Annotated in this window: 16 protein-coding genes; 13 read left to right on the top strand and 3 right to left on the bottom strand. The window is 47.8% G+C overall.

The window, feature by feature from the left end; all coding sequences use genetic code 11:
- Positions 1-212 (top strand): hypothetical protein (locus AC58UW_RS31975; protein WP_497424544.1); only part of this gene is annotated, 212 nt, incomplete at its 5' end.
- A 50-nt stretch (positions 213-262) separates the two neighbouring features.
- Here AC58UW_RS31975 and abc-f read toward each other — a convergent pair.
- Complete coding sequence (abc-f, locus tag AC58UW_RS31970; RefSeq protein ID WP_497424543.1) at positions 263-2,206, bottom strand: ribosomal protection-like ABC-F family protein; 1,944 nt, start codon at positions 2,204-2,206, stop codon at positions 263-265.
- A 145-nt stretch (positions 2,207-2,351) separates the two neighbouring features.
- Between abc-f and AC58UW_RS31965 the strand changes: the two genes are divergently transcribed.
- The 9 genes from AC58UW_RS31965 to groL all read left to right on the top strand — a co-directional run bounded on the left by AC58UW_RS31965 (position 2,352) and on the right by groL (position 9,802).
- Entirely contained in the window at positions 2,352-3,185 is an 834-nt protein-coding gene (locus tag AC58UW_RS31965; RefSeq protein WP_497424542.1) for an endonuclease/exonuclease/phosphatase family protein, read from the top strand.
- 64 nt (positions 3,186-3,249) lie between these two features.
- Entirely contained in the window at positions 3,250-3,879 is a 630-nt protein-coding gene (locus AC58UW_RS31960) for a 5-formyltetrahydrofolate cyclo-ligase (protein ID WP_497424541.1), read from the top strand.
- A 16-nt stretch (positions 3,880-3,895) separates the two neighbouring features.
- Positions 3,896-4,384 carry a cyclic pyranopterin monophosphate synthase MoaC gene (gene moaC / locus AC58UW_RS31955; protein WP_497424540.1) on the top strand — a complete coding sequence of 163 codons (489 nt, stop codon included), beginning with the start codon at positions 3,896-3,898 and terminating at the stop codon, positions 4,382-4,384.
- A 104-nt stretch (positions 4,385-4,488) separates the two neighbouring features.
- Positions 4,489-4,980 (top strand): MogA/MoaB family molybdenum cofactor biosynthesis protein, encoded by a 492-nt coding sequence (locus AC58UW_RS31950; protein ID WP_497424539.1) that lies wholly within the window; start codon positions 4,489-4,491, stop codon positions 4,978-4,980.
- Between the two features lie 14 nt (positions 4,981-4,994).
- Positions 4,995-5,990: a molybdopterin-binding protein gene (locus tag AC58UW_RS31945; protein ID WP_497424538.1), complete on the top strand. Its 996-nt coding sequence runs from the start codon at positions 4,995-4,997 to the stop codon at positions 5,988-5,990.
- 188 nt (positions 5,991-6,178) lie between these two features.
- Complete coding sequence (locus AC58UW_RS31940; protein WP_497424537.1) at positions 6,179-6,736, top strand: twin-arginine translocase TatA/TatE family subunit; 558 nt, start codon at positions 6,179-6,181, stop codon at positions 6,734-6,736.
- A gap of 72 nt (positions 6,737-6,808) precedes the next feature.
- Positions 6,809-7,567, top strand: a complete 759-nt coding sequence (gene tatC / locus AC58UW_RS31935) for a twin-arginine translocase subunit TatC (protein ID WP_497424536.1) — start codon at positions 6,809-6,811, stop codon at positions 7,565-7,567.
- Between the two features lie 231 nt (positions 7,568-7,798).
- The gene (groES, locus tag AC58UW_RS31930) at positions 7,799-8,080 is read left to right on the top strand and encodes a co-chaperone GroES (RefSeq protein ID WP_028553854.1); all 282 of its coding nucleotides are present in this window, start codon (positions 7,799-7,801) and stop codon (positions 8,078-8,080) included.
- Positions 8,081-8,173: 93 nt separating this feature from the next.
- A complete protein-coding gene (gene groL / locus AC58UW_RS31925) occupies positions 8,174-9,802 on the top strand; it encodes a chaperonin GroEL (protein WP_497371644.1) in 1,629 nt (542 codons plus the stop codon).
- 369 nt (positions 9,803-10,171) lie between these two features.
- Here the strand turns inward: groL and AC58UW_RS31920 are convergent, their stop codons facing one another.
- Positions 10,172-14,407 (bottom strand): GGDEF domain-containing protein, encoded by a 4,236-nt coding sequence (locus tag AC58UW_RS31920; RefSeq protein ID WP_497424535.1) that lies wholly within the window; start codon positions 14,405-14,407, stop codon positions 10,172-10,174.
- Between the two features lie 313 nt (positions 14,408-14,720).
- Between AC58UW_RS31920 and AC58UW_RS31915 the strand changes: the two genes are divergently transcribed.
- From AC58UW_RS31915 to AC58UW_RS31905, 3 genes are all read left to right on the top strand, one after another.
- Positions 14,721-14,975, top strand: a complete 255-nt coding sequence (locus AC58UW_RS31915) for a hypothetical protein (protein WP_497424534.1) — start codon at positions 14,721-14,723, stop codon at positions 14,973-14,975.
- Positions 14,976-15,089: 114 nt separating this feature from the next.
- Positions 15,090-16,358 carry a hypothetical protein gene (locus AC58UW_RS31910; RefSeq protein WP_497424533.1) on the top strand — a complete coding sequence of 423 codons (1,269 nt, stop codon included), beginning with the start codon at positions 15,090-15,092 and terminating at the stop codon, positions 16,356-16,358.
- Positions 16,355-19,408, top strand: coding sequence for a DEAD/DEAH box helicase (locus AC58UW_RS31905; RefSeq protein WP_497424532.1), 3,054 nt, complete (start codon positions 16,355-16,357; stop codon positions 19,406-19,408). Before AC58UW_RS31910 ends, AC58UW_RS31905 begins: the two co-directional genes overlap by 4 nt.
- Before the next feature lie 58 nt (positions 19,409-19,466).
- On the opposite strand, the gene AC58UW_RS31900 is transcribed toward AC58UW_RS31905, so the two are convergent.
- Positions 19,467-21,980, bottom strand: coding sequence for an O-antigen ligase family protein (locus AC58UW_RS31900; RefSeq protein ID WP_497424531.1), 2,514 nt, complete (start codon positions 21,978-21,980; stop codon positions 19,467-19,469).
- Positions 21,981-22,024: the final 44 nt, after the last annotated feature.

The following is a 22,024-nucleotide window of genomic DNA, read 5'->3' as shown; positions in this document are numbered from 1 at the left end:
AAAAGGCCCTCTCACGCAGCTTCCAAGCGGAAGCTGATCGCGAGAAGGCCTTTATGGCTTTCTCAGAGCGAGAAAACCCAAGCTTTCACCAAGATATCTTGCTGAGCAGTCCCAAAAGGCCCTCTCACGCAGCTTCCAAGCGGAAGCTGATCGCGAGAGGGCCTTTATGGCTTTCTCCAGATCAGAGCTATGTAACTTATCCTCATCTATAACTCCGCTAGAGCAGTCCGGCATTCATTCATTCAATCATTCATTCATCCAATTAAGCGAGCAAAATCTCCCACTCTTCATAACAAGACGCAAGCGCGTGCTTTCGCTTGTCAACTTCGGCCGTCTTCTCCTGAACGAGGACGTAGTTGTTGTACACCTCAGGATCGGCGAGCTCAGCCTCCAAGATGGAGACTTCATCTTCCAACCGCGCGATGTCGAGCTCAAGCTGCTCCAGCTTACGCTGGCGGCTGCGTTCTTCGCGCTTGGCCAGCTTGTCCGCTTCATATCCGCCGCCGCTGATGGCAGGTTCATTTTTACCAACGCTGCTAGCGGATTTTTTCTCCGCTTCTTTGGCTAGACGCTTCGCTTCCATTTCGGCGAGCTCCGCTTTTTTCTCCAGATAATCGTCATAGTTGCCAAGGTAAGTCGTGAGCCCATCCTTTTGCAGATCGAGCATGCTCTCGGCCATTTTATTCAAGAAGTAGCGGTCATGGGAGATGAAAAGGAGAGTACCCTCGTAATCCATCAACGCTGATTCCAGCACTTCTTTACTGTACAGATCCAAATGGTTGGTAGGCTCATCCAGGATGAGCACATTCGCTTTTTGCAGCATGAGCTTGGCCAAAGCCACGCGTGCTTTTTCGCCGCCGCTTAAGGCAGAGACTTTCTTGAACACCTCTTCGCCGCTGAACAAGAAGTTCCCGAGCACAGTGCGAATTCGGGCTTCCTCCAGATGCGGATATGTGTTCCACACTTCCTCCAGCACGCTGTTGGATGGGGTTAAGCCTGTCTGCTCTTGATCGTAATACCCAATTGTGACGCCTGTTCCCCATTTGAAGGTGCCGGCGTCTTGTTTGTGCTGACCAATTAAGGTTTTCAGCAGCGTAGATTTGCCGACCCCGTTGGGGCCGATAAGGGCAGCCGTTTCCGAGCGGCGCAGTTGGAAGGAGACACCGTCAAGCAGGCGGTTTTTCCCATCATACGAAAGCGCCAAACGATCGACCTGGAGAACCTCTTTACCGGACGTCTGCTCGATCTCAAAAGAGAACGAAGCACGCTTCAGATCCCCCATCGGCTTATCCAGACGATCCATTTTCTCGAGCTGTTTGCGGCGGCTCTGCGCTCTTTTGGTCGTAGAAGCACGCACGATATTACGCTGTACAAAATCCTCCAGCTTCGCGATTTCTCCCTGCTGTTTCTCGAACTGCTTCATTTCAATCTCATAGTTGGCTTCTTTGATTTCGATAAACCGGGAGTAGTTGCCCGTGTACCGTTTGGAAGCATGGCGTTCTATTTCGTAAATGGACGTGGCTAAGGCATCCAGGAAAAAGCGGTCATGGGAGACGACCAGAATCGCTCCTGGGTAACCCCGCAGGTAGCCTTCCAGCCAAGTCAGCGTCTGGATATCCAAATGGTTCGTAGGCTCATCGAGCATGAGCAGATCGGGCTCTTCGAGCAGCATTTTGGCCAGAGCTAATCTAGTTTTCTGACCACCGCTTAGTGTTTGGACGAGAGTGTCAGGGGAAAACTGGCCGAAGCCCATCCCGTGAAGGATCCCGCGAATTTTGGCCTCGATTTCGTAGCCGCCTTGCTCACGGAAATATTCGGAGCGTCCTGAATATCGATTCATCGTAGTTTCGTATTTTTTTTCATCTTCAATTAGGGATGGGTCTGCCATCTGTGCTTCCAGCTCACGCAGCTCTCTCTCTGTCTCCAGTAAGGAGCTAAATACACTGAGCAGCTCGTTCCAGATGGACTTGTCCGTTTGCAGACCGCTATTTTGTTTTAAATAACCGATTTTCGTTTCTTTGGCTTTGAAGAGATCGCCGCTGTCATAAGACATTTCGCCGGCAATAATTTGGAGCAAGGTTGACTTCCCGGCACCGTTGACACCGACTAGGCCAATACGTTCCTTGTCTTCGATTTGTAGCGTTATATTGGAGAGTACAGAACGTACCCCGTAGCTTTTGGAAATGTTAGAAACCTGTAATAACATCTTCTGCTGCCTCCTGCTTATTAATGAAAGAAACCTGTGGAAAACCTTAACCGAACTGCCTATAATCCCATCAATTCACTAGTATACACCATGCGTGAGTACGTCGTATGCTTAATTTTGCATGGAGCTGAAGGGGGATAGGGAGATGGCGTACTTGCCTTTGCGGCTTGCCAGGTATTTAGGTATATTTGCGCTGCTTATTGTTGTGCTTGGTCTGCCCATCCATGGCTGGGATAAAGGTCTATTATCCAATGTTCCCGTTATGCCTGCCGCTAATTTAGAAGCGCCTGCTTCCTTCACGATCATGACTTTTAATATGCACCACGGAGAAGGTTTGGATGGTAAAGTTGATATTATTCGGATTGCTGAGCTTCTGCAGCAGGAAAATGCCGACATTATCGCCCTTCAAGAAGTGGATCGTTACCGCCTGCGCAGCGGATTCGTGGATCAAGCCCGAGAGCTTTCGGAGATGCTTGGCATGCATATGGTTTATAGTCCTAGTCTAACCTATAAAGTAGGTCAATATGGCATCGCCGTTTTGAGTCGCTATCCGATCGCTGACAGCAGCTGGGCGCTTCTTCCGGGAAGTTTGGAAAGTAGGAGCCTTCTAATGACTACCGTGCTGATTGGTTCCGAGCCAGTCCATATTGCAACGACGCATTTGGGGCTTTCTGGGGAGGATCGGCAGCTTCAGCTCACGCGTATATCAGAGCTTTTGGCAGATAAGAAAGGACCGCTCGTCGTTCTCGGCGATTTTAATATGAAAGAGTGTGCATTCCCAGTCACAATGAACAGGATGTCGCTGGTGGACGTCCCATTAAGCAAAGACTCGCAGGGCACTTTTGCAGGCGGTCAAAGGATCGATTATGTTTTCACGAATGTGAAAAATAGCGGTTCAGCATGGACGGTTCCGACGATATTTTCCGACCATTTTCCTGTCATAGTACGGTTTAGACTGGGGTCTGCAGCACGAGTATAGTTTTTTTCTTTGTTTATGTTAAAATGGGGGAAACCACTCCTTGTTAGGGAAGGGCTGAGCCAGTATGAACATTCGTGAACGGAAAATTGAACTACGTAAGGAAATGGAAGCACTGCGCGCATCCATTACAGCGGAAGAACGGGAAGACAAGCAGCAGCGCATTCATGAGCGAATGACGAAGCTCTGTTCAGATAGACTTCTGGGCACTGAGCAGCAGGAAGCCACCGTTCCCCCTACGGTAATGACTTATATGCCATTCCGGTCCGAGTTGGACGTTGCTCCTCTGATGGAATGGTGTTGGCAGCAGGGAATTCGTGTGCTTGTGCCGAAGGTTGTAGCAGATACGAAAACTATGAATTTGCATATCATTCACTCCTACGACGATCTGGAGAGCGGGACATGGGGCATTCGAGAGCCGCATAGCAATGTGCCGATCGAGCAAGATTTGTCCGCCATTTCGATGATCTTGGTGCCAGGGCTTGCCTTTGACATGGATTTCGGAAGGCTTGGGTATGGCGGCGGTTTTTATGACAGATTCATGCAGCTATTTGCTGCGCGAGGTCTGAAGAGACCTTTTGCGGTTGCTGCTGCTTTTGATAAGCAGTTAATTCCTGCGGTTCCCTCCTCCTGGCATGATTTCCGGGTGGATGGCATTGTTACCGAAAGCAAAATGGTTTTTAAATCAGAATCATAAAAGGGAGGTGAGCGACTTGACCGATTCCTCTCCACTAACCCATTTTAACGAACAGGGACGAGCTCGCATGGTTGATATTTCGGACAAACCGGAAACGAAGCGAACAGCGACAGCACGTTCGACATTACTTATGAAAAGCGAGACACTTGCCTTAATTAAACAGGGTAAAATGAAAAAAGGCGACGTCCTGGCTGTCGCGCAGGTGGCTGGCATCATGGCCGCAAAAAAAACGTCAGATTGGATTCCTATGTGCCATCCCATCGCTTTATCGGGGATAGATATTCAATTTGCTGATAATGGCAACAACGAACTCTACATAGAAGCAACTGTCCGGACGACGGGACCGACAGGCGTGGAGATGGAGGCCTTAACGGCTGTATCTGCCGCCGCGTTAACCGTCTATGACATGTGCAAAGCCGCTGAGAAGGATATGATGATTAACTCCACGATGCTAGTCACGAAAACAGGCGGTAAAAATGGGGATTTTCACAGACAAGATAGTTGATTGAGACGCGACAAAGACCACTGGGGTTTGCTCATAGATGAAGTCGACGATCATTCAGTAGTAGGGGTTATCTCATTCAGTTAACAAGGGAGAGGTGACGAAGGATGCACTGGAAAGTTGCGATTTTGACAGCCAGTGACCGCGGTTACCGAGGAGAACGAGAAGACACCAGCGCTCAGGTAATCCGCGAGCTCATTGAAGAAGAAATTCAAGGCGAGATCATCGAGTACCGTGTTGTTCCGGACGAGATGGACGAAATTATGGCTTCATTAATAGAAATGACGGACTATTATCAGGCAGATCTGATATTAACGACAGGCGGGACAGGTCTGGCTCCCCGCGATGTGACGCCGGAAGCAACGCTGAATGTCATTGACCGGGTTGCCCCGGGCTTTGCCGAAGCCATGCGGATGATATCTATGCAGAAAACGAAGAAAGCGATGCTTTCCAGAGCCGTATCGGGTATTCGCGGCCGCACATTGATTATTAATTTGCCAGGCAGCCCCAAAGGCGTACAGGAGAATCTGATGGCGATCATCGATCAGCTTCCGCATGCGCTCGGGATTCTGACGGGCAGAGAAGGTGACCACGGGTGAGTAGACAGGAATCCATGCTGCGTGAAGTAAAGGTTGAGGATGCTATTGGGATGATCCTGCCCCATGATCTTACGCAGATTTTGCCAGGCGAGTTCAAAGGTCGCTTGTTCCGCAAAGGCCACCAGGTGACGGAGGCCGATATTCCCGCGCTGCTGAGCATTGGCAAAGAGCATATCTACGTCATGGAACTGCAGCCGGGCTATTTCCATGAAGATGAAGCCGCGCTGCGCATGGCGAGAGCGATCGCGGGCGACGAGCTCATACTCACGGAGCCGCATGAGGGCAAAGTGAACGTGAAATCGCCGATTCGCGGCTTAGTCCGAATCGATAAAACCTTCGTCGACAGCGTGAACGCCATCGACGAGGTCGTGATGTCGACCATCCGCAGCGGCGTGGTCGTTCAGGCAGGCGCTTCGCTGGTTGGCACGCGGGTGATCCCGCTGATTGTTGACGAAGCGAAGGTTGTGGAGGTCGAGCGCATAGCCGCCGCTCGCCGTGCAGAAGGCTTCACCTTGCTTGAGGTGAAGCCCTTTCGTAAGCTGCGCGTTGGCGTCGTGACGACGGGCAGCGAGGTGTACAAGGGCCGAATTAAGGATAAATTCGGCCCGGTGGTGAAGGAGAAGATCGCGCAGCTTGGCTCCGAGGTGGTAGACCAACGCTTCGCGCTCGACGATAGCGAAGCGATTGTTGGTGAGATCCACGCGCTGCTTGCGCAGAACGTGGATCTGGTGTTGGTCACGGGCGGCATGTCCGTGGACCCGGATGACCGCACGCCAGGAGCGATCAAGCAAGCCGGCGCCCGCGTGGTCAGCTACGGCACGCCGATGCTGCCGGGCTCGATGCTGATGATCGCCTATCTGGGCGATGTGCCGATCATGGGCTTGCCGGGTTGTGTTATGCATGACCCGTACACGTCCTTTGATGTGCTGCTGCCGCGTATTTGCGCAGGCGAGACGATTGTGCGCAGCGACATTACGGAGATGGGGTATGGCGGGTTTTATCAATGTTAGTAGTTAATTAACTGGAATTAGTCCAGTTAATTGGAGATTTTCATTGTGTTTAGGAGAAATAGAAGGAATTTCTGCTGCTAATTTGGAAGGTTTTGACTGCTTTCAGAGGACTCGAGTGAAGTTAACGGGAGGAATTCCTGTTAATGCCGTTAATCGATTATCTGAGGACAAATTAGCAGGATATTTTCATGTTAATGTGTCGTGTCGTTCTCAACGGATCACTTTTGTTCGTAAAGCAATACATGATGGAGATGAAAGACATGTTTCAAAACATCGGATTTACCGAGTTATTATTAATTGCTATCGTTGCGCTAGTTTTATTCGGGCCGAACAAACTGCCCGAGATTGGCCGTGTGCTGGGACGCACGCTCAGGGATTTCAAGAAGGGCGCCTACGAGCTCATGAACGATGAGCCGAAAGCGGCACCAGCGCCTGCGCCTGCGGCGGTTCAGCAAGCTCAGGAGGCTAGTCCTGTGGCCGAGGAAGATTTGGCGCCAGCGCCAGTTGTCGCGTACGCAGCGAGCGGTCCATTCTTAGACAAGGCTGACGCATCACCTGTGTCTCCAGCGGCACCTGTAGCTTCGCAGCCAGCCGAGAAAGCGGCTGTGTCGTTCGTGTCGAGTACGCCTGGGCCAGACTTAGCTGACTTGGCGGCGGATTCCGACGCTCAGCCTGCGACCCCTGCACCAGCGCCTGCAACACCTGCGGCTGTTCAACCGAACCATCCGCGGCGTCTACCGGACTAGTCCATTTTTCTTTTAAGCATAACAAGTGGTTCAGTCTTACAGGCTCGATTCACTAGATCAGGTTGGTGAAATATGTCAACGAACGAAGAAATGTCACTCGTGGAGCACCTTGGTGAGCTGCGCAAACGGATCATGTGGATATTGCTTGTTTTGGTCATTGGGATGGTGGCTGGTTTAATATCGGCCAAGCCAATCATTCGATACCTCAAGAATATTCCGCCGGCAGATTCGATTAGCTGGAATGTTTTTTCCCCATGGGATGCTTTGCGATTGTATATGAATTTTGGCTTAGCCGTTGGTATCCTTATTACCTTGCCGGTTACGCTTTATCATATATGGGCTTTTGTTAAGCCGGGGCTGCGAGAGACGGAGCAGAAAGCTTCAATCATTTATATTCCTTATGCGTTTGTGCTTTTTTTAGGAGGTCTTTCGTTCGGTTATTGGGTTGTTTTCCCGATGGCTTTTTACTTTACTTCTTCCATTAGCAAAAGTCTGGAAATCACCGAGATGTATGGTGCTGCCGAATATTTTACATTTATGTTCAACATCATTCTTCCATTGGCACTTGTATTTGAGATGCCGATTGTGGTCATGTTTTTGACGAAGATCAGGCTTCTTAACCCGAAACGGCTGCATAAGTTCAGACGGTATGCGTACATGCTGCTCGTTATTTTAGCAACAGTTATTACGCCTCCAGACGCCATTTCGGCCATTCTCGTGGCTTTGCCGCTTATTGTCTTATATGAGTTTAGCGTATTTATGTCGGGCTTTATTTACCGCAAGCAACTGCTGAAGGATGCAGAATGGGAACGGGAATTCGGTACCAAATAAGAAAACAGTCTGTCACTTTTGTGCAGGCTGTTTTTCTTTGAGAGAGGGAATATTTGTTTTTCATTTGGGTAGAATGAGGGGGGTGTTCGAAAGTACGAAAAATGTGTAAAAGGACTTGCAAATTACTCCCAGAATGAGTATCATAAGAGTTGTTGTTAGCACTAAACACATTCGAGTGCTAATAACCTTGAAAAACACTATTACCAATTTTCTAAAGGAGGCTATTTTTCCATGATCAGACCGTTAGGTGATCGAGTAATCATTGAAGCCGTTGCGAAAGAGGAGACTACAGCAAGTGGTATCGTGCTGCCAGATACAGCGAAAGAAAAACCACAAGAAGGTAAAGTTGTAGCCGTAGGCGCAGGCGCGTTGAAAGATGGCGTTCGTGTTCCGCTTGAAGTAAGCGAAGGCGACCGTATCATTTTCTCCAAATACGCAGGAACTGAAGTGAAATACGAAGGCCGCGAACTGTTGATCTTGCGCGAAAGCGACATTCTCGCTGTATTAGCCTAATTTAGCAGGATATAGATCGGCAATGCGTTTTACTTAGGTTTTCCGTTTTATTACTTACTATGTATCGTTTAAATAAGAGGAGGTTTCCTATTCATGGCAAAAGATATTAAGTTCAGTGAAGACGCACGCCGCGCGATGCTTCGTGGGGTAGATGCTTTGGCTAATGCTGTAAAAGTAACCCTAGGTCCAAAAGGCCGTAACGTTGTACTTGAGAAAAAATTCGGTAGCCCGTTGATCACGAATGACGGTGTAACCATCGCGAAAGAAATCGAGCTTGAAGATGCTTTCGAAAACATGGGAGCTCAACTGGTTAAAGAAGTTGCTACCAAAACAAATGATGTTGCCGGTGACGGTACAACAACAGCAACGGTTCTTGCACAAGCTATGATCCGCGAAGGTCTGAAAAACGTTACTGCAGGCGCTAACCCAATGGTTATCCGCAAAGGTATCGAGAAAGCTGTTAGAGCAGCTGTGGAAGAGCTTCAAAACATCGCTAAGCCTATCGAAGGCAAACAATCCATCGCACAAGTTGCGGCTATCTCTGCTGCTGACGAAGAAGTAGGCGAACTAATCGCTGAAGCTATGGAAAAAGTAGGTAAAGACGGCGTTATCACAGTTGAAGAATCCAAAGGTTTCTTGACTGAGCTTGAAGTTGTAGAAGGTATGCAATTCGACCGTGGCTACACGTCCCCTTACATGATCACTGACACGGATAAAATGGAAGCTGTCCTTGACAACCCATACATCCTGATCACTGACAAAAAAATCTCGAACATCCAAGAAATCTTGCCTGTTCTTGAAAAAGTTGTTCAATCCGGTAAACAACTTCTAATCATCGCTGAAGATGTTGAAGGTGAAGCACAAGCAACGCTTGTTGTGAACAGACTTCGTGGAACATTCACTTGCGTAGCTGTTAAAGCTCCTGGTTTCGGTGACCGTCGTAAAGCTATGCTTGGCGACATCGCTGCTTTGACTGGTGGACAAGTGATTACAGAAGAGCTTGGTTTGGATCTGAAATCCACGCGTCCTGAGCAATTGGGTAGCGCGCGTCAAATCCGTGTAACCAAAGAGAACACAATCATCGTTGACGGCGCTGGCGACAGCAAAGACATCGCTGCACGTGTAACTCAAATTCGTTCACAATTGGAAGAAACAACTTCCGATTTCGATAAAGAAAAACTGCAAGAGCGTTTGGCTAAGCTTTCCGGCGGTGTAGCGGTAATCAAAGTTGGCGCAGCGACTGAAACAGAACTGAAAGAGCGCAAACTTCGCATTGAAGATGCTTTGAACGCTACTCGTGCAGCTGTTGAAGAAGGTATCGTTTCCGGTGGTGGTACAGCTCTCGTGAACGTATACAACGCAGTAGCTAAAGTAGTAGCAACTGGTGACGAGCAAACAGGCGTTAACATTATCCTGCGCTCCCTAGAAGAGCCAGTTCGCACAATCGCAGCTAACGCTGGTCAAGAAGGCTCTGTCATCGTTGAGCGCTTGAAAAACGAAAAAGTAGGCATCGGCTACAACGCAGCAACTGGACAATGGGTAAACATGTTCGAAGCTGGTATCGTTGACCCTGCGAAAGTAACGCGTTCCGCTCTTCAAAACGCAGCTTCCGTAGCAGCTATGTTCTTGACAACTGAAGCGGTTATCGCTGATAAACCAGAAAAAGACAAACCAGGCATGCCTGATATGGGCGGCATGGGTGGAATGGGCGGCATGATGTAAGAAGGGCGAAGCCCTTTTGCATCAAAGCTAGTTCGAAGAGGCTCCTCAGATTCATCTGAGGAGCCTCTTTTTTTGCTGTAGTGAAGCTGGTAGGCCAGCTTTTATTACCTGCCTAAAGGATGCCTCTCATAGAGTGAGGAGAGGGAACTACAGGGCGTTATTTTGTCAAAGCAGCCCTTTTGTCTAAGCTATGGGAACTACGATCCGCTATTTCGTGATGCTACTCATCTAGCCAGCTCATTAAGTGAGAATAAGACCCTCCAGTTCCCTTCCAGCACGCAATCTGACCCATCTGGCCAAAATAACGGATCAGAGTTCCCATTGGCAAGCCAAAAGGAGCCTTGGGCCCCTTTTTCACACCAACTACCTCTACCCCAACTCCCAAGCCGCAATCACCTTGTTCTTCCCCGTCCGCTTTGCCGTAATTTCAGCGGTATCCGCCTGTTCAATAAGCTGCTCAATGGAGCTAGGCTGACACAGCTCCATTGAAGAAACACCAACGCTGACGGTAATCGTGTACGGACGCCCGTAGGCGAACTCTTTCTCAATCTCGCCCCGCAGCTGATGGGCAATCTTAAGGGCTTCTTTACCGTCCGTTTTCGGTAAAATAAGAATTAACTCTTCGCCTCCATATCGGCCCGCAATGTCGCTTTTCCTCAAATTAAACCGGAAAATATCAGCGATTTCCCGCAGCACCCTGTCCCCTTCGGGATGCCCGAATTCATTGACTCTCCGGAAATTATCGACGTCGATCATGATGACGGAGAGGTCCAGTTGATAGCGGCTGGCAAGCTCGAACTCTTCTCTCAGCTTTTCCATGAAATAACCTCGCAGGTAGAAGCCGGTCAAATTATCAATGACCATTTCCCGATGCAGAAGCACGTTGATGATATGCGGTTTGATGAAGGATAGGAAGTGTTCCATGTGCTGCTGCTTAGTTTTGGTCATGCCATCGACATGAACCTGCAAGGTGATTGCCTGCTCGCTACGCTGAAACAGGGTAAAGACGAGAAAGCAGTGATCTTCGCTTCGCGTTTGGTAGGCAATCAATTCGTCATGATCACGTAACCCCGAGGCGGTGGCGAAAACTTTTTGCTTATAATGCAGCAGCTTGTATGTAATTGAAAGTTGAATGACCGGGAAGTAGTCGAACAAGGCTTTGATCAGTCTTTGCATGGTTGTGGCCAGATCCAGCGTTTCAGTCACTTGCTCGCTCAGCTCGATGATAATTTGTAAATCTAATGAAAGAAGCAGCCATTGTTCGCGGTCGGCCATCATTTTCTGAACATAATCATCCTGCAAAATAGCCGGAGACGCTGGCACAAACGCTGGTGCAATTGCCTGTTCCATACAGGCTGTTAAATACGGGCGCCACGTTTCCTTTTGAATCATATGATAGCCGTTTAAGGCCCGCCTCAAATACAGCATGGCATGTTGAATATCGCCTTCCGTCATAGACCTCTCCGCTGAAAGCCTGTAGTAATCAGGCCAAAAGACATCATAAGCATATCGTTTCAAGTAGGCTTCAAACTGGTCAAACCACTGGTCTACTTTTTCGGAATGCAGCTTGAGCAGGAGAGTAAGGATTTCCCGATAAGCCCAACCAGCATAAAGGCCAGCGTTATTTTTTATAATAAACTGCTCAAAGAGCTGGCAAGCGTATAAGGGATTGCCTGAACTTGCTTGGCGCAGCGCTTCAAGGAAAACAGCATGGTTTTCATTCTCGAGAGAGTCGGGAACATGAACCGGTTGATGCTGGCGAAAGGCAGCATAGCCTTGATAAACAGCCAATAAGGACTGGCCCCAATCGGTAATTTGCTGTTCAATAAGGCTAGTTTCCAGCTGGTGGAATAACGCCCATTCCTCCCACTCCAGAGCGAATAAGAGCTGATTGGTCAAATAGTTTTCCGCCAAATCCTTGCGACGCAGCATGTCGACCTGCAGTACACGTTCCTTATGGTACAAATAACTGGCGATATCGCCTTGATTCAAGGAAAGCTCCATCGCATTCAGATGGCCAACTTGCTCCTTAATCGTATATCCAGAGCGCTTGGCGCCTTCAATTCCACGATAGACATACGTATTGATGATCTTATTGTTGTTTTGATAGGAGTAAACATCATAAAGACGCAGCATCAGATCGGTATGCGGTGAGGAATCGAGTAGCGGTTCAAGTTTCGCTGTAATCGATAAGGCCAATTCCTCTGTTTCTGGAAAATGAATCAACATATTAATCGTATAGTAATTCGTGATTTCTGCAAAATGGCGCAGGGTAAGCAAATGGCGCTTTGGATAAACAACTTCCGTATAGAACTTATGCAATTTATGCATTTCTTCATCCTGTAGAGGGAAACAAAGATTGCTCGTATTGAGTAAAAATGCTGCCCGTACCCGATCCGTAAGCTGCTGCTTTTCATCAAAAATAAAAGGGAAGAGCTCCTCGCGCAGCTGATAAACGTCTACATCATTTTGAATGATCCGAATAGACAGCCAGCCAAAGCGATCGGAAATGGTTCCTGTTCGTTCATAGACGGTTAGAGCCAATTGTTCAGATAGTGCAAACTGGTTGAGCAGATGATACATGCGGCTAAGCAGCCGATCCAGAAAAATAAGGTAAGGCCTTCCCAGTTTTTCATATAAATATTTAATACGCTCTAATATTTCGGCCTTCTGGCTGTAGGAGAGCAGCGTACGAATCTGTCTGTAATATTTTAAAAGCAAATAGTATTCGACCTTGTATTCCCCTGCTTGACATGACAGTGTGATTAGCTGAGGCAATGCGAATGGGCGGTATCTATAAAGATATTTCAGCGCTGTTTGGTAATAGGACGCAAGTTTGTCTTCCGATAGCTGCTGCAGGACCAGGCCGCTAATTTCATTTGAAATAAAAAGACTGTCATTGCGACTGACATGCATAAGACCGAGCTCTGCAAGCCTGGTCACCGAGAGCAGAATATTGCCTGCATCCAGTCGATTTGCGGTAAAGAGAGAGGCAGCATGGACCGGCATAGGCAGACAGCACAGCAACCTCATAAGCTCTAAATCCTTCTTATCCAGAAGAGCGATACGGTTCGCAATCAAGCGGAGAGGGTTCAAGTGATCATGATCCAGATGGAATCTGTCTGTTTGTTTCCAACCGCTTCGGGTGACCTGAATGGACTGGGACAGGGTGAGTTCCTCCAAAATTATGCGGCAGTGGCTTGCGTTAATTTGATGTTCGTATAGCCAGTTTTTCAGCTGGTTGACTAAAGTTTCGTCTGCTCGTCCAAATTGTGAAGCCAGCAACTGCTCATATATGGCAGGGTCCGAGTGATGAATGGTAAGTACTTGGAAGGGTACCTCCGCAAATTGGGTGGGGACACAGCTTCCGCTGAAAATGAAGTTCATGCATTTCATCTCATGTCCATGTTCTCTCCAGAAGTTCAGAAGAATGAGCTGGGAATCTTCATCAAAGTGCTCGCAGTTCTCAAAGGTGAACACAAAGTTTTGAACGGGAAACAGTGGTATAACAGACATGAAAAATTGATGCAGCCACTCTGTCAGCAGATAAAGGATGTCGTCGCCTTCATCGTGTTTTTTGAGCAGTTGATCAAATTTTCGGGCCAGGTTCCGAAGCATGGTAATGGACTCTGGAAGGATATCATAAGCTTTGTGGAGTGTTCTTGAGACCACTTCGCGTAAGGTGGAATAAGGCAATTCTTGCGAAATGATTTTGAAAAAATAGCCCGTTTCAATCACTTCATTAATGTGCTGCGCGTATAAATCGAAACGAATAGCCTCATCTTCGCAGATGAGACCTAGCAGTCGATCTTCACTGGATTTCAAGAAATCTCGAAAAAGCTCCTGCTGTTCATGTGAAATGGGGGAAGCGGCCGGGTGCAGCAATTTTGAGCTAACTTGTATAACTGTATCAGGGTGCGATTCCGTTGGAAGTTGCAAATAGTCAAGAAGGGCTGCGGCAATCTCATCGGCGAATAGAAAGGTTTCAGGTTTAGCATGGAGCCGTTCAGAAAGAGGTTGCAAAGTAGCAGGTACAAGGCCGTTGTACATCGACTCCATCAGGAGGTGAATAGATTCAAAATCGGCAACACGCGATAAAAGAAATCTTCGCGCATAGCGCGGAAATAAGCTGTATGGATAGTCCGTCAGCAAGTGATTGATAAACTCAATGGCGGAGGGGAATGGTTGGACATCAATAAGAATAGCTAGTGTTTTTGGATGGAAAAATAGCATGTCGGGCGACAAAAAGCCCATATAAAACTGGTTATCATGTAAAATTGAAAGCGCTTTACATAAGCGGGCGAGGAGCATCGCTTTAGCTTCATCGCTTAACTGTTCCTTGTCTATTTGCGAAAAGGGGACAAATCCGTCCGGTAAAGCAGGAAGATTTACTATCAGATCTCCGTTCACAAGCTTCCAACCTGTAGGGCGACGGAATAAGTCTCCCTGAGCCGCTTCTGCCCAAGAGACCAGACGGTTCTCAATTTGTTTATAGGGAAAGTAAGACCATAGCTTATGATTAAAATACATGTCTGAATAGCCAAAAGTGTGAGAGTAAGTTAGATGTCGAGTTTCCGAGCAATTTCTTTGGGTTGTAGTATTCATCTTACTCCCGCTCCTTCTAAAGTATAGGGTTTCTGCAAGTAGGGGATAGGATATTTCCATCAATTAGGACTGATTTATCAATTGTAACAAAAATAAAGTCGAAATGGGAAAAGAATTGCTGAAAATTGCAGTGACGTATCGCTGATTTTTAGGTGAAAAGCAAGGGAGCCTGTCAATTTTCACTCTGCTTGGACATCTACCTGCTTGGCCAGTAAAAAAGAGCCTATTTATTGAGAAACTAGGCATTGGTACATTCCTTGGACTAGGCATAGACGTATACTATCTCAAACCTAAAGAGGAGTTGACTTAATCAATGGCTTATCAACCGAATCAACCTGGCCAAGGAAAACAATTTCAGTGTCCCCCAGCTGACCCTATAATGACAAGTCCAGAAAGAGTAGTTAGAGATTTCTATCATCCGCAAAAGGTTCAAGTTATTCACCCTATTCAAATCGTAAATAGACATCATTGTGTACCTGTTTATGAGCATGTGTGCACGTATGAAGAGACAGATGAGTATTGCGGTACTCACCCGCATCCACACCAAGGCATGATGCGCGACAAATAATGACGACGCCCTAGTCTGAATCTGTGAAGATTCCAACTAGGGTTTTTTTTATCGATGGACGCCTTTTCCTGTATAATGAATAGATAGCTTTTTTTGAGTGAGGGAGGGTCAGGGATGCAAGAACTAGATGCTAAACCACAATTCGATCTAACAGCCCGCGGCCCAGTTAACACGCCGAAAGCGACAGGAACGTGCGCGGAATGGATCTTCTATTTTGATAAGCAATATGCGACTGCCAAAGTATATAACGCTTTTAGCGTCGAGGAATTATATATGCGGGCGTGGGGACAACTCAATCAGCTGGCTGACGATTGGGAGCTGACGATTAGGGGGATCTATGATATCCAAGTTGTCCTGTACCTAACTCAGCTGTGCGATGCTTTGGCTGATGCGAAGTCAGGTGTGTATGACTTCTTTTATAATGCCGGTTACTTTTTCTCCAAAATTACGAAGCACAGTCAAGGACAGCTGACAGCTGTTATGCTTAACATCGATATGGAACATGCCCAGAGGAAGTACCCAGAACATTTGAAGGAGCTTGCGGCATACGTGGCCGTACAGGTTTCTAAGGAGGTAGCAGGGGATTCCAGAGGCAAATGGTTTGAGATCAGTAAATTGCTGTGGTCTGGTTTGTTGTATGATAAACAATTTGTAGCGGACGAGCTTGTAAGATTAAGGAAGATTGCAGGCGATAGAGGGAGAAGTAAAACTGAGCATGAAGCGGCGGTTATGGCGTTAGCTCATTTTGATATTTTGTCTGACGAGGATGAAAATGCTTGGGATCGCGTCCTAACTGATCTTGATGTGATCGAGCAAGGGAATTGGTTTGGGTATCTGAAATCTTTTGGGAAGGACGAGCAGTGGGATCGATTGTTGAAATGGCTCAGATGGCTTGGTCCTGCGATCCGCAAGGAAGTAACGTATCATGCAGCCGAGTATTTTGATTTGTGGGAAGAGGCGGCAGCGAGTAGTCCTGGCCTTGAAGAAGAGTACAGGAAAGCCATGGTGGAGCTTCTTCCTGGCAGTTATCGGCACTATTCTCGTTTCTTGCTGGGGAAAGAGGAGTATCAGGCATGGGCAGATTTGATGCTTTTGTTAAGCATATCTCCCCTAGATATCGATGCTGCTCAGCTGAAAATGGTTGAGAAAGCCAATATTCACGCACTGCTGCCGCTGTATCATTATGCGATTGAAGAAATCCTCCAAGTTAAAAATCGTGAATCGTATAAACAAGCGGTCAAACTCCTCAAAAAGCTGGCGGCTGCCTATAAAAAGCTGAAGCAAACGCCTAGATTTGAGGCTTATTTGGTGCAGCTTATCAAGCAATATGCGCGTTACCGTGCATTTCAAGAGGAATTACGGAAAGGGAAACTACTGATATGATCAGCTTGTCACAGATACATATTCGCGTGCAAAAGCTCCCAACAGGGAGCTTCGCCTTCTATGGAGAGACAGAGCAGGCCAACGAGGTTCCAGGCTATGCGTTGCGAAAGCTGCTGTTTGCTTGGCATGAAGGGTCCTTTTATGGCACACAGCTCGAAATTATTCGAACCGGGTACGGTGAGTGCTTGGTTGTGACACCTTATGTGGCTTTGGATTATTTGGCTGCGCCGGGCACTTTATTGCATGGGAAATTATCCTGGGATACGGATGTACTTTTGATGAAAAAAGGGGCTGCACTGCTTAAAGAGGCGTTAGATGCCGGTTGGTACATGCCGTCTTTCAGGCATTGGCTTCAAAGCGGCATGGGGTGGAAACCGCAGCTGCCAGGTGCGAAACTGGGAGAGCTTGAGCAGCTATACAATGGGCGGCAGGGCGAGGGTTTCTGGCTCGATTGGTTTAATGCCGCAGCTTTGGAGCTAGTGAAAGAAGCGCCAGAGTCGGAGATTGGTATGGCATGGAGCCGCCTATCGGAGGGCAACGTCCTGCTGCAAGAAGGACCTTCCGCTGAAGTAAGCTGGATGCAAGAGGACGATTGGCTGCTGGCGATTGGCTGGAAGCAGGACGGCACACCTTACCGAATCTGCGTGCAGCTCGTGGAGCCCTATGCGGAAACGTATGTAGACGGGACGACGACTGCCAAAGATGACGGAGCTGACTGGCGCCTAAGATTCATCGCGCAGGATCGTAGGGATGCCAATCATTTCGTGGAATTCAGTACGACGGGGAATAGTCTGGTGGGGAGAGTTCCCGAGGCATGGCAGGATAGTATTGGTGCCAGCATCCAGAATCAAACGGATCGGGTGCTGCGCATTTTGCCACAACTTGAAAGTGAGTTTCAGAAGGGAAAGATCGTAGAGCAGTTATCAGACGATCAGGCCTGGGAGTTTCTTACGGAATCAAGCTTGCAGCTCGCTGCTGCAGGCATCTCGGTTTTCCTGCCATCGTGGTGGGGGGAGCTCAGCCGTTCGCGGCCTCAGCTGCGAGCAAAAGTGCGGAGCTCTGTGGGCGCTTCGCGCAAACCGATGTTTGGCATGGACCACATCATCCAATTCGACTGGCGAGTGGCATTAGGCGGTGTCGATCTATCTGAGGAGGAATTTCATCAGATTGCCGAGCAGAAAAAGAGGTTGATCTATATTCGCGGCAGATGGGTGCAGTTGAATCCTGCGGACTTAGAGCAGATGAAAGCCGCGATACGGCAGAGAGAGAAGAGGAAGGGATTCTCCTTTCGCGATGTTCTGGAAATGCAGCTTTCGGTTGACCCTTCGGAGCAGTCGGCCACTGCCTCTTCCTCAAGCGAGCGGAAGGAAGAGTTCAAGGTCCATATGGAGCTAAACAGCTCGCTAAGGACCTTGCTAAGGAAGCTTAATCAGCGAGAATCATTGCCATTTGCCCAGATTGACGGCTTGGAGGCTGATCTGAGGCCGTATCAGGCGGAAGGGGTGTCGTGGCTCCTTTTTCTGCGCGGGATTGGTCTGGGTGGGTGCTTGGCCGATGATATGGGGCTTGGGAAGACGGTGCAGTTGATTGCTTATTTGCTGGCGGTAAAAGCGGCTGCAAACAATGCTGAGCAATCGACAGCGCGAGCCCAAAGCCAAGGCCAAGCTCAAAACCAAGCTCAAAACCAAGCCCAAGCCCAAACTGGGTTACAACCTATTGCAAATACGCTCCCTTCGTTGCTGATTTGTCCGACCTCCGTACTTGGCAACTGGCAAAAAGAACTTGAGCGCTTCGGACCCTCACTCAACATTCATCTCCATTACGGTGCGCAGCGTGCAAAGGGGGATGCGTTCGAGGCTTCTGTGGCAGGCGCAGATCTTGTAATAACCTCTTACAACATCGCTCTGCTGGATGAAGAAGAATTATCGCGCTTGACCTGGAACGCGCTTTGCTTAGACGAGGCACAAAATATCAAAAACGCTTATACCAAGCAATCCCAAGCAATTCGCGGTCTGAATGCTCACCACCGTATCGCCTTGACGGGTACGCCTATGGAGAATCGGTTGACCGAGCTTTGGTCGATTTTTGACTTTATTAATCCAGGGTATCTCGGTACGTTGCGCCATTTCACTCATCATTACGTGGGACCTATTGAAAAAAGCACTGACGGCGCTCCGGGACTGACTTTACGTGTTCAACGATTGATCCGTCCTTTCTTGCTAAGACGAGTCAAAAAGGATCCGGCGATTCAGTTGAGCTTACCCGAGAAAGTGGAGTCCAAGGCGTATGTGGCCTTGACTCCCGAGCAGGGGGCACTCTACGAGAATGTCGTGCAAAGCCTGATGGAAAAAATCGATAGCCTTTCCGTGATGGAAAAGAAAGGGCTAATTCTGGCTTCTCTAATGAAGCTGAAGCAGATTTGTGATCATCCTTCCTTGTTTCTGAAGGAAGGAGATCGTGCGGGGGCCGGCGTAGCCTCCGCGAGGGCTGTGCGCTCAGCGAAGCTGGAGCGCCTGCTTGAAATGATCGACGAACTAAGAAGCGAAGGAGGCGGCTGCCTCATCTTCACTCAGTTCGTCGAGATGGGCCACATCCTGCAGCGTGTGATCGCGCAGGAGCGGGGTGAACCCGTGCAGTTTTTGCACGGGGCTGTGGCGAAGGCGAAGCGCGATGAAATGATCGCGCGCTTCCAGGACGACGCGCTCCCGGAGGCGGAGCGCTGCAGGATCTTCATCCTCTCGCTGAAAGCAGGAGGAACGGGTTTAAACCTCACAGCGGCGAATCATGTTTTCCACTACGACCGCTGGTGGAACCCCGCCGTGGAAAACCAGGCCACGGACCGGGCCTTTCGCATCGGCCAGAGCCGCGATGTGCAGGTGCACAAGTTCATCACGCTGGGCACGCTCGAAGAGCGTATCGATGAGATGATTGAACGCAAAAAAGGCCTCAGCGAACAAATCGTCGGCACCGGCGAGAACTGGGTCACCGAGATGTCGACGAGTGAGCTGCGGGAGCTTTTTGCGCTTCGGCGGGAGTGGGTGGAGAAGTAAATGATACAAAAAAGGCTATCTCTCAGGTCGATTTAGACCTTTTGAGATAGCCTCTTCTTTATTGTTTTGGAAAGCTCGTAGCCACAATCGCGGCAATATTTTGCTTCTCAGCGGGATCTTTTGCAATTAATTTATCCTGGAGAGCTTGATCGATCTTGCCTTGTTTCTGTAAAGCGGCCAGATACCATCTGATCAGAACACGATTTGGTTGATCATCTAGGTTATCTGTAATATACGGTTGGAACGTTGAAGCAGAACCAGCGTAATCTCCACGCATATAGCTGATTTCTCCGACATTCAAAGCCATACCTGGTGTAACGGCAAAAGGACGACCCTGCGCTTGCTCTTTAGGCAAGTTTTTCAGGGAATCAACGCGAGCAAGAACTTCTTTATAAACGGTAAGGGCATCATCAAGTCTTTTATTATACTCTTGTGTATTGTTTTTGGAATTAGCTTGATTCGCAAGCTCAATATTTAAAGATATACTTTTTTCATACATCTCCGTGTACCAAGGGTAGTTTATAATTTGAGAATTGGACCAGTTTAGTGCATCCTCGTGCTTTCCTTTAAGAAGAAGCATATTAAGTTGCTGCATGGCCACCGAGCGGTTATGCGGCTCTTTTTTCAAAAGCTGATTCATTAGATCTTGGGCCTGATTGAAAAAAGGCTCTGCTTTTGTTGGATCTTCTTTCTGCATCTGATTATAGACCTGAAGCAGAATTCCGATTCTGCTCACTTGGCCTGTTAACAAATAATCTGGATGAGCAGGATGTAGAGAAATTGCTTTGTCCAATGGTTTAATGATCTGATTATAATCTTGGCTTGTTTTGATAACCGCAAGCGTTTCTTTATAAGAACCATTAGCCGATACGAGCTGAGCGGAGATGTAGAACATCACAATCGATAAGATTGCTAGCAGCGCCGGGAATGATTTGTGAAGCACAGCAGAATCGTTTTTAAAACGAAGCGGTGCTGAAGAGCTGTTACTAAGCAGCCCGCCAAGAGCTAGGAATAGAATAGCGCCCAAGTACGCATAACTCAAATCGAAGTCAATCATACTGTGGACCAAGAGTGAAATCGTTACTATGAAAAATAGGAAGTGGAGATCTCGTTTCTCCTGCGAACTTTTGATATAGCTTCGTATGTAGAACACCATAACAGCAATTACGAAACCTACGAAAGCAAGGAATCCGAGCGCTCCAGCCTCAACCAGGTATTGAAGGGCGAAGTTATGCGCCTGTCGGCTTGTGTATGGATTGTTTTGATACTTCTCATATAAAGAAGCCCAAGCACCGCCGCCGGCACCAATAATCGGATAATCTGTCCAAAGTTTTATAGCGTCTTTGTAGAACGTTCCACGCTCGAGAACACTGTGCTGTTGGAAGTTAATATTTTCAATCCGTGTTTTCACATTGTCAGGAAGAATGTTTTTGAATCCAGTATCACTAAGGATTAAGATAGCGCCCAGAACACCAACAACGATAGCTGCCACCGGGAGAATGAAAGTAGCATATTTTTTTGTATCAAACCGGGCTGTGATTCGCTCTAACCATGGAGCTAAGAAGAGCTGAATAACGATAGCAACCACAGTGAAAACTACAGAAGCAATGAGCAGAATTGACCAACCATGCCATGATTCAGAAGCGCTAGGTTGTTTTTGTAACCCAATTCCGATATCCGTTACCTTTTGAAGAATCAGGATTGACGTTAGGAAGGCTAGCCCGAACTGAAGGAGAGCAAGAATTTGTCTGCTTATCGAAAAGAAGAACAACATAATCAAGAAAACGACTGGAATAACTACAATTGCACCCCGGGACAGCGTCAACCAGAATGAAACGAGGATCGGCACCAACAAGAACGCATGCGGTAGAACTGTTTGCCACTTGCGAGATTTCACAATGAAGAACAATGCTCCAAGTGATAATGTAATTAAGAATGCCGCGTATGTATTCGCGTATTGGAAAACGGAAGTCAGACGCAAACCGTTCGAGTCCGTCATAATCGCATCGCGGTATAAATCCGGTGAATCCATAAAGGCGAACCATCCAACCAGGTGTGCTGCAAAGTTTCCATTACCGAGCCAGTACAAAAGTCCGAATAAAACAATGAAATATCCCGATATCATCAATAAACTTGCAACTATCGACACGCCAAGCTTGTTTTTTGTCAGAAATACACCTAAAATGAAGAAGGTTGCATACAGCATTTGGATGTACACCATATTAGTTGCCAAATAGTGCGAGGCCGAGTTTGACAAAGAAATGACATAAGTAAGAGGCATAATGAATACTAGAATCGTCATTACATCTTTCTGTTCCTTAAGCTTGAAGACAAAAAAAGCAAGGATTGCAATCAGCAGCATGATGATAGAGGACCACACCGAAGCCGAGTAGATCGAGCGCTCGAAATCATACGTCCCTCCATTAAACAACGCCCGCTGAAACGGCGCCCAGAACATGAATAAGCCTGTAAACACAATTAATAACCAAAAGATAACAGAGCTTTTCTCTGTCGTTATCGTCCCACTTGATTTTGCACGCGACGCCGCGTAGGCATTCTTACTTGCACTCATTAAGGCAGTCTCCTTCTTCGCTAAAGTTCGACTTTATTTTAGCA

It is taken from the genome of Paenibacillus sp. J22R160 (assembly GCF_059692135.1).
The sequence above is the reverse complement of the archived record's forward strand: the minus strand, read 5'-3'. Positions and strand labels throughout refer to the sequence as shown.

What these genes read in the sequence shown, in the direction of transcription:
- abc-f (WP_497424543.1), bottom strand. Translation starts at nt 2,206, where the DNA reads ATGTTATTACAGGTTTCTAACATTTCCAAAAGCTACGGGGTACGTTCT.
- AC58UW_RS31920 (WP_497424535.1), bottom strand. Translation starts at nt 14,407, where the DNA reads ATGAATACTACAACCCAAAGAAATTGCTCGGAAACTCGACATCTAACT.
- AC58UW_RS31900 (WP_497424531.1), bottom strand. Translation starts at nt 21,980, where the DNA reads ATGAGTGCAAGTAAGAATGCCTACGCGGCGTCGCGTGCAAAATCAAGT.
- AC58UW_RS31945 (WP_497424538.1), top strand. Translation starts at nt 4,995, where the DNA reads ATGCTGCGTGAAGTAAAGGTTGAGGATGCTATTGGGATGATCCTGCCC.
- AC58UW_RS31950 (WP_497424539.1), top strand. Translation starts at nt 4,489, where the DNA reads ATGCACTGGAAAGTTGCGATTTTGACAGCCAGTGACCGCGGTTACCGA.
- AC58UW_RS31905 (WP_497424532.1), top strand. Translation starts at nt 16,355, where the DNA reads ATGATCAGCTTGTCACAGATACATATTCGCGTGCAAAAGCTCCCAACA.
- AC58UW_RS31965 (WP_497424542.1), top strand. Translation starts at nt 2,352, where the DNA reads ATGGCGTACTTGCCTTTGCGGCTTGCCAGGTATTTAGGTATATTTGCG.
- groES (WP_028553854.1), top strand. Translation starts at nt 7,799, where the DNA reads ATGATCAGACCGTTAGGTGATCGAGTAATCATTGAAGCCGTTGCGAAA.
- AC58UW_RS31910 (WP_497424533.1), top strand. Translation starts at nt 15,090, where the DNA reads ATGCAAGAACTAGATGCTAAACCACAATTCGATCTAACAGCCCGCGGC.
- AC58UW_RS31960 (WP_497424541.1), top strand. Translation starts at nt 3,250, where the DNA reads ATGAACATTCGTGAACGGAAAATTGAACTACGTAAGGAAATGGAAGCA.
- groL (WP_497371644.1), top strand. Translation starts at nt 8,174, where the DNA reads ATGGCAAAAGATATTAAGTTCAGTGAAGACGCACGCCGCGCGATGCTT.
- AC58UW_RS31915 (WP_497424534.1), top strand. Translation starts at nt 14,721, where the DNA reads ATGGCTTATCAACCGAATCAACCTGGCCAAGGAAAACAATTTCAGTGT.
- AC58UW_RS31940 (WP_497424537.1), top strand. Translation starts at nt 6,179, where the DNA reads ATGTTAATGTGTCGTGTCGTTCTCAACGGATCACTTTTGTTCGTAAAG.
- tatC (WP_497424536.1), top strand. Translation starts at nt 6,809, where the DNA reads ATGTCAACGAACGAAGAAATGTCACTCGTGGAGCACCTTGGTGAGCTG.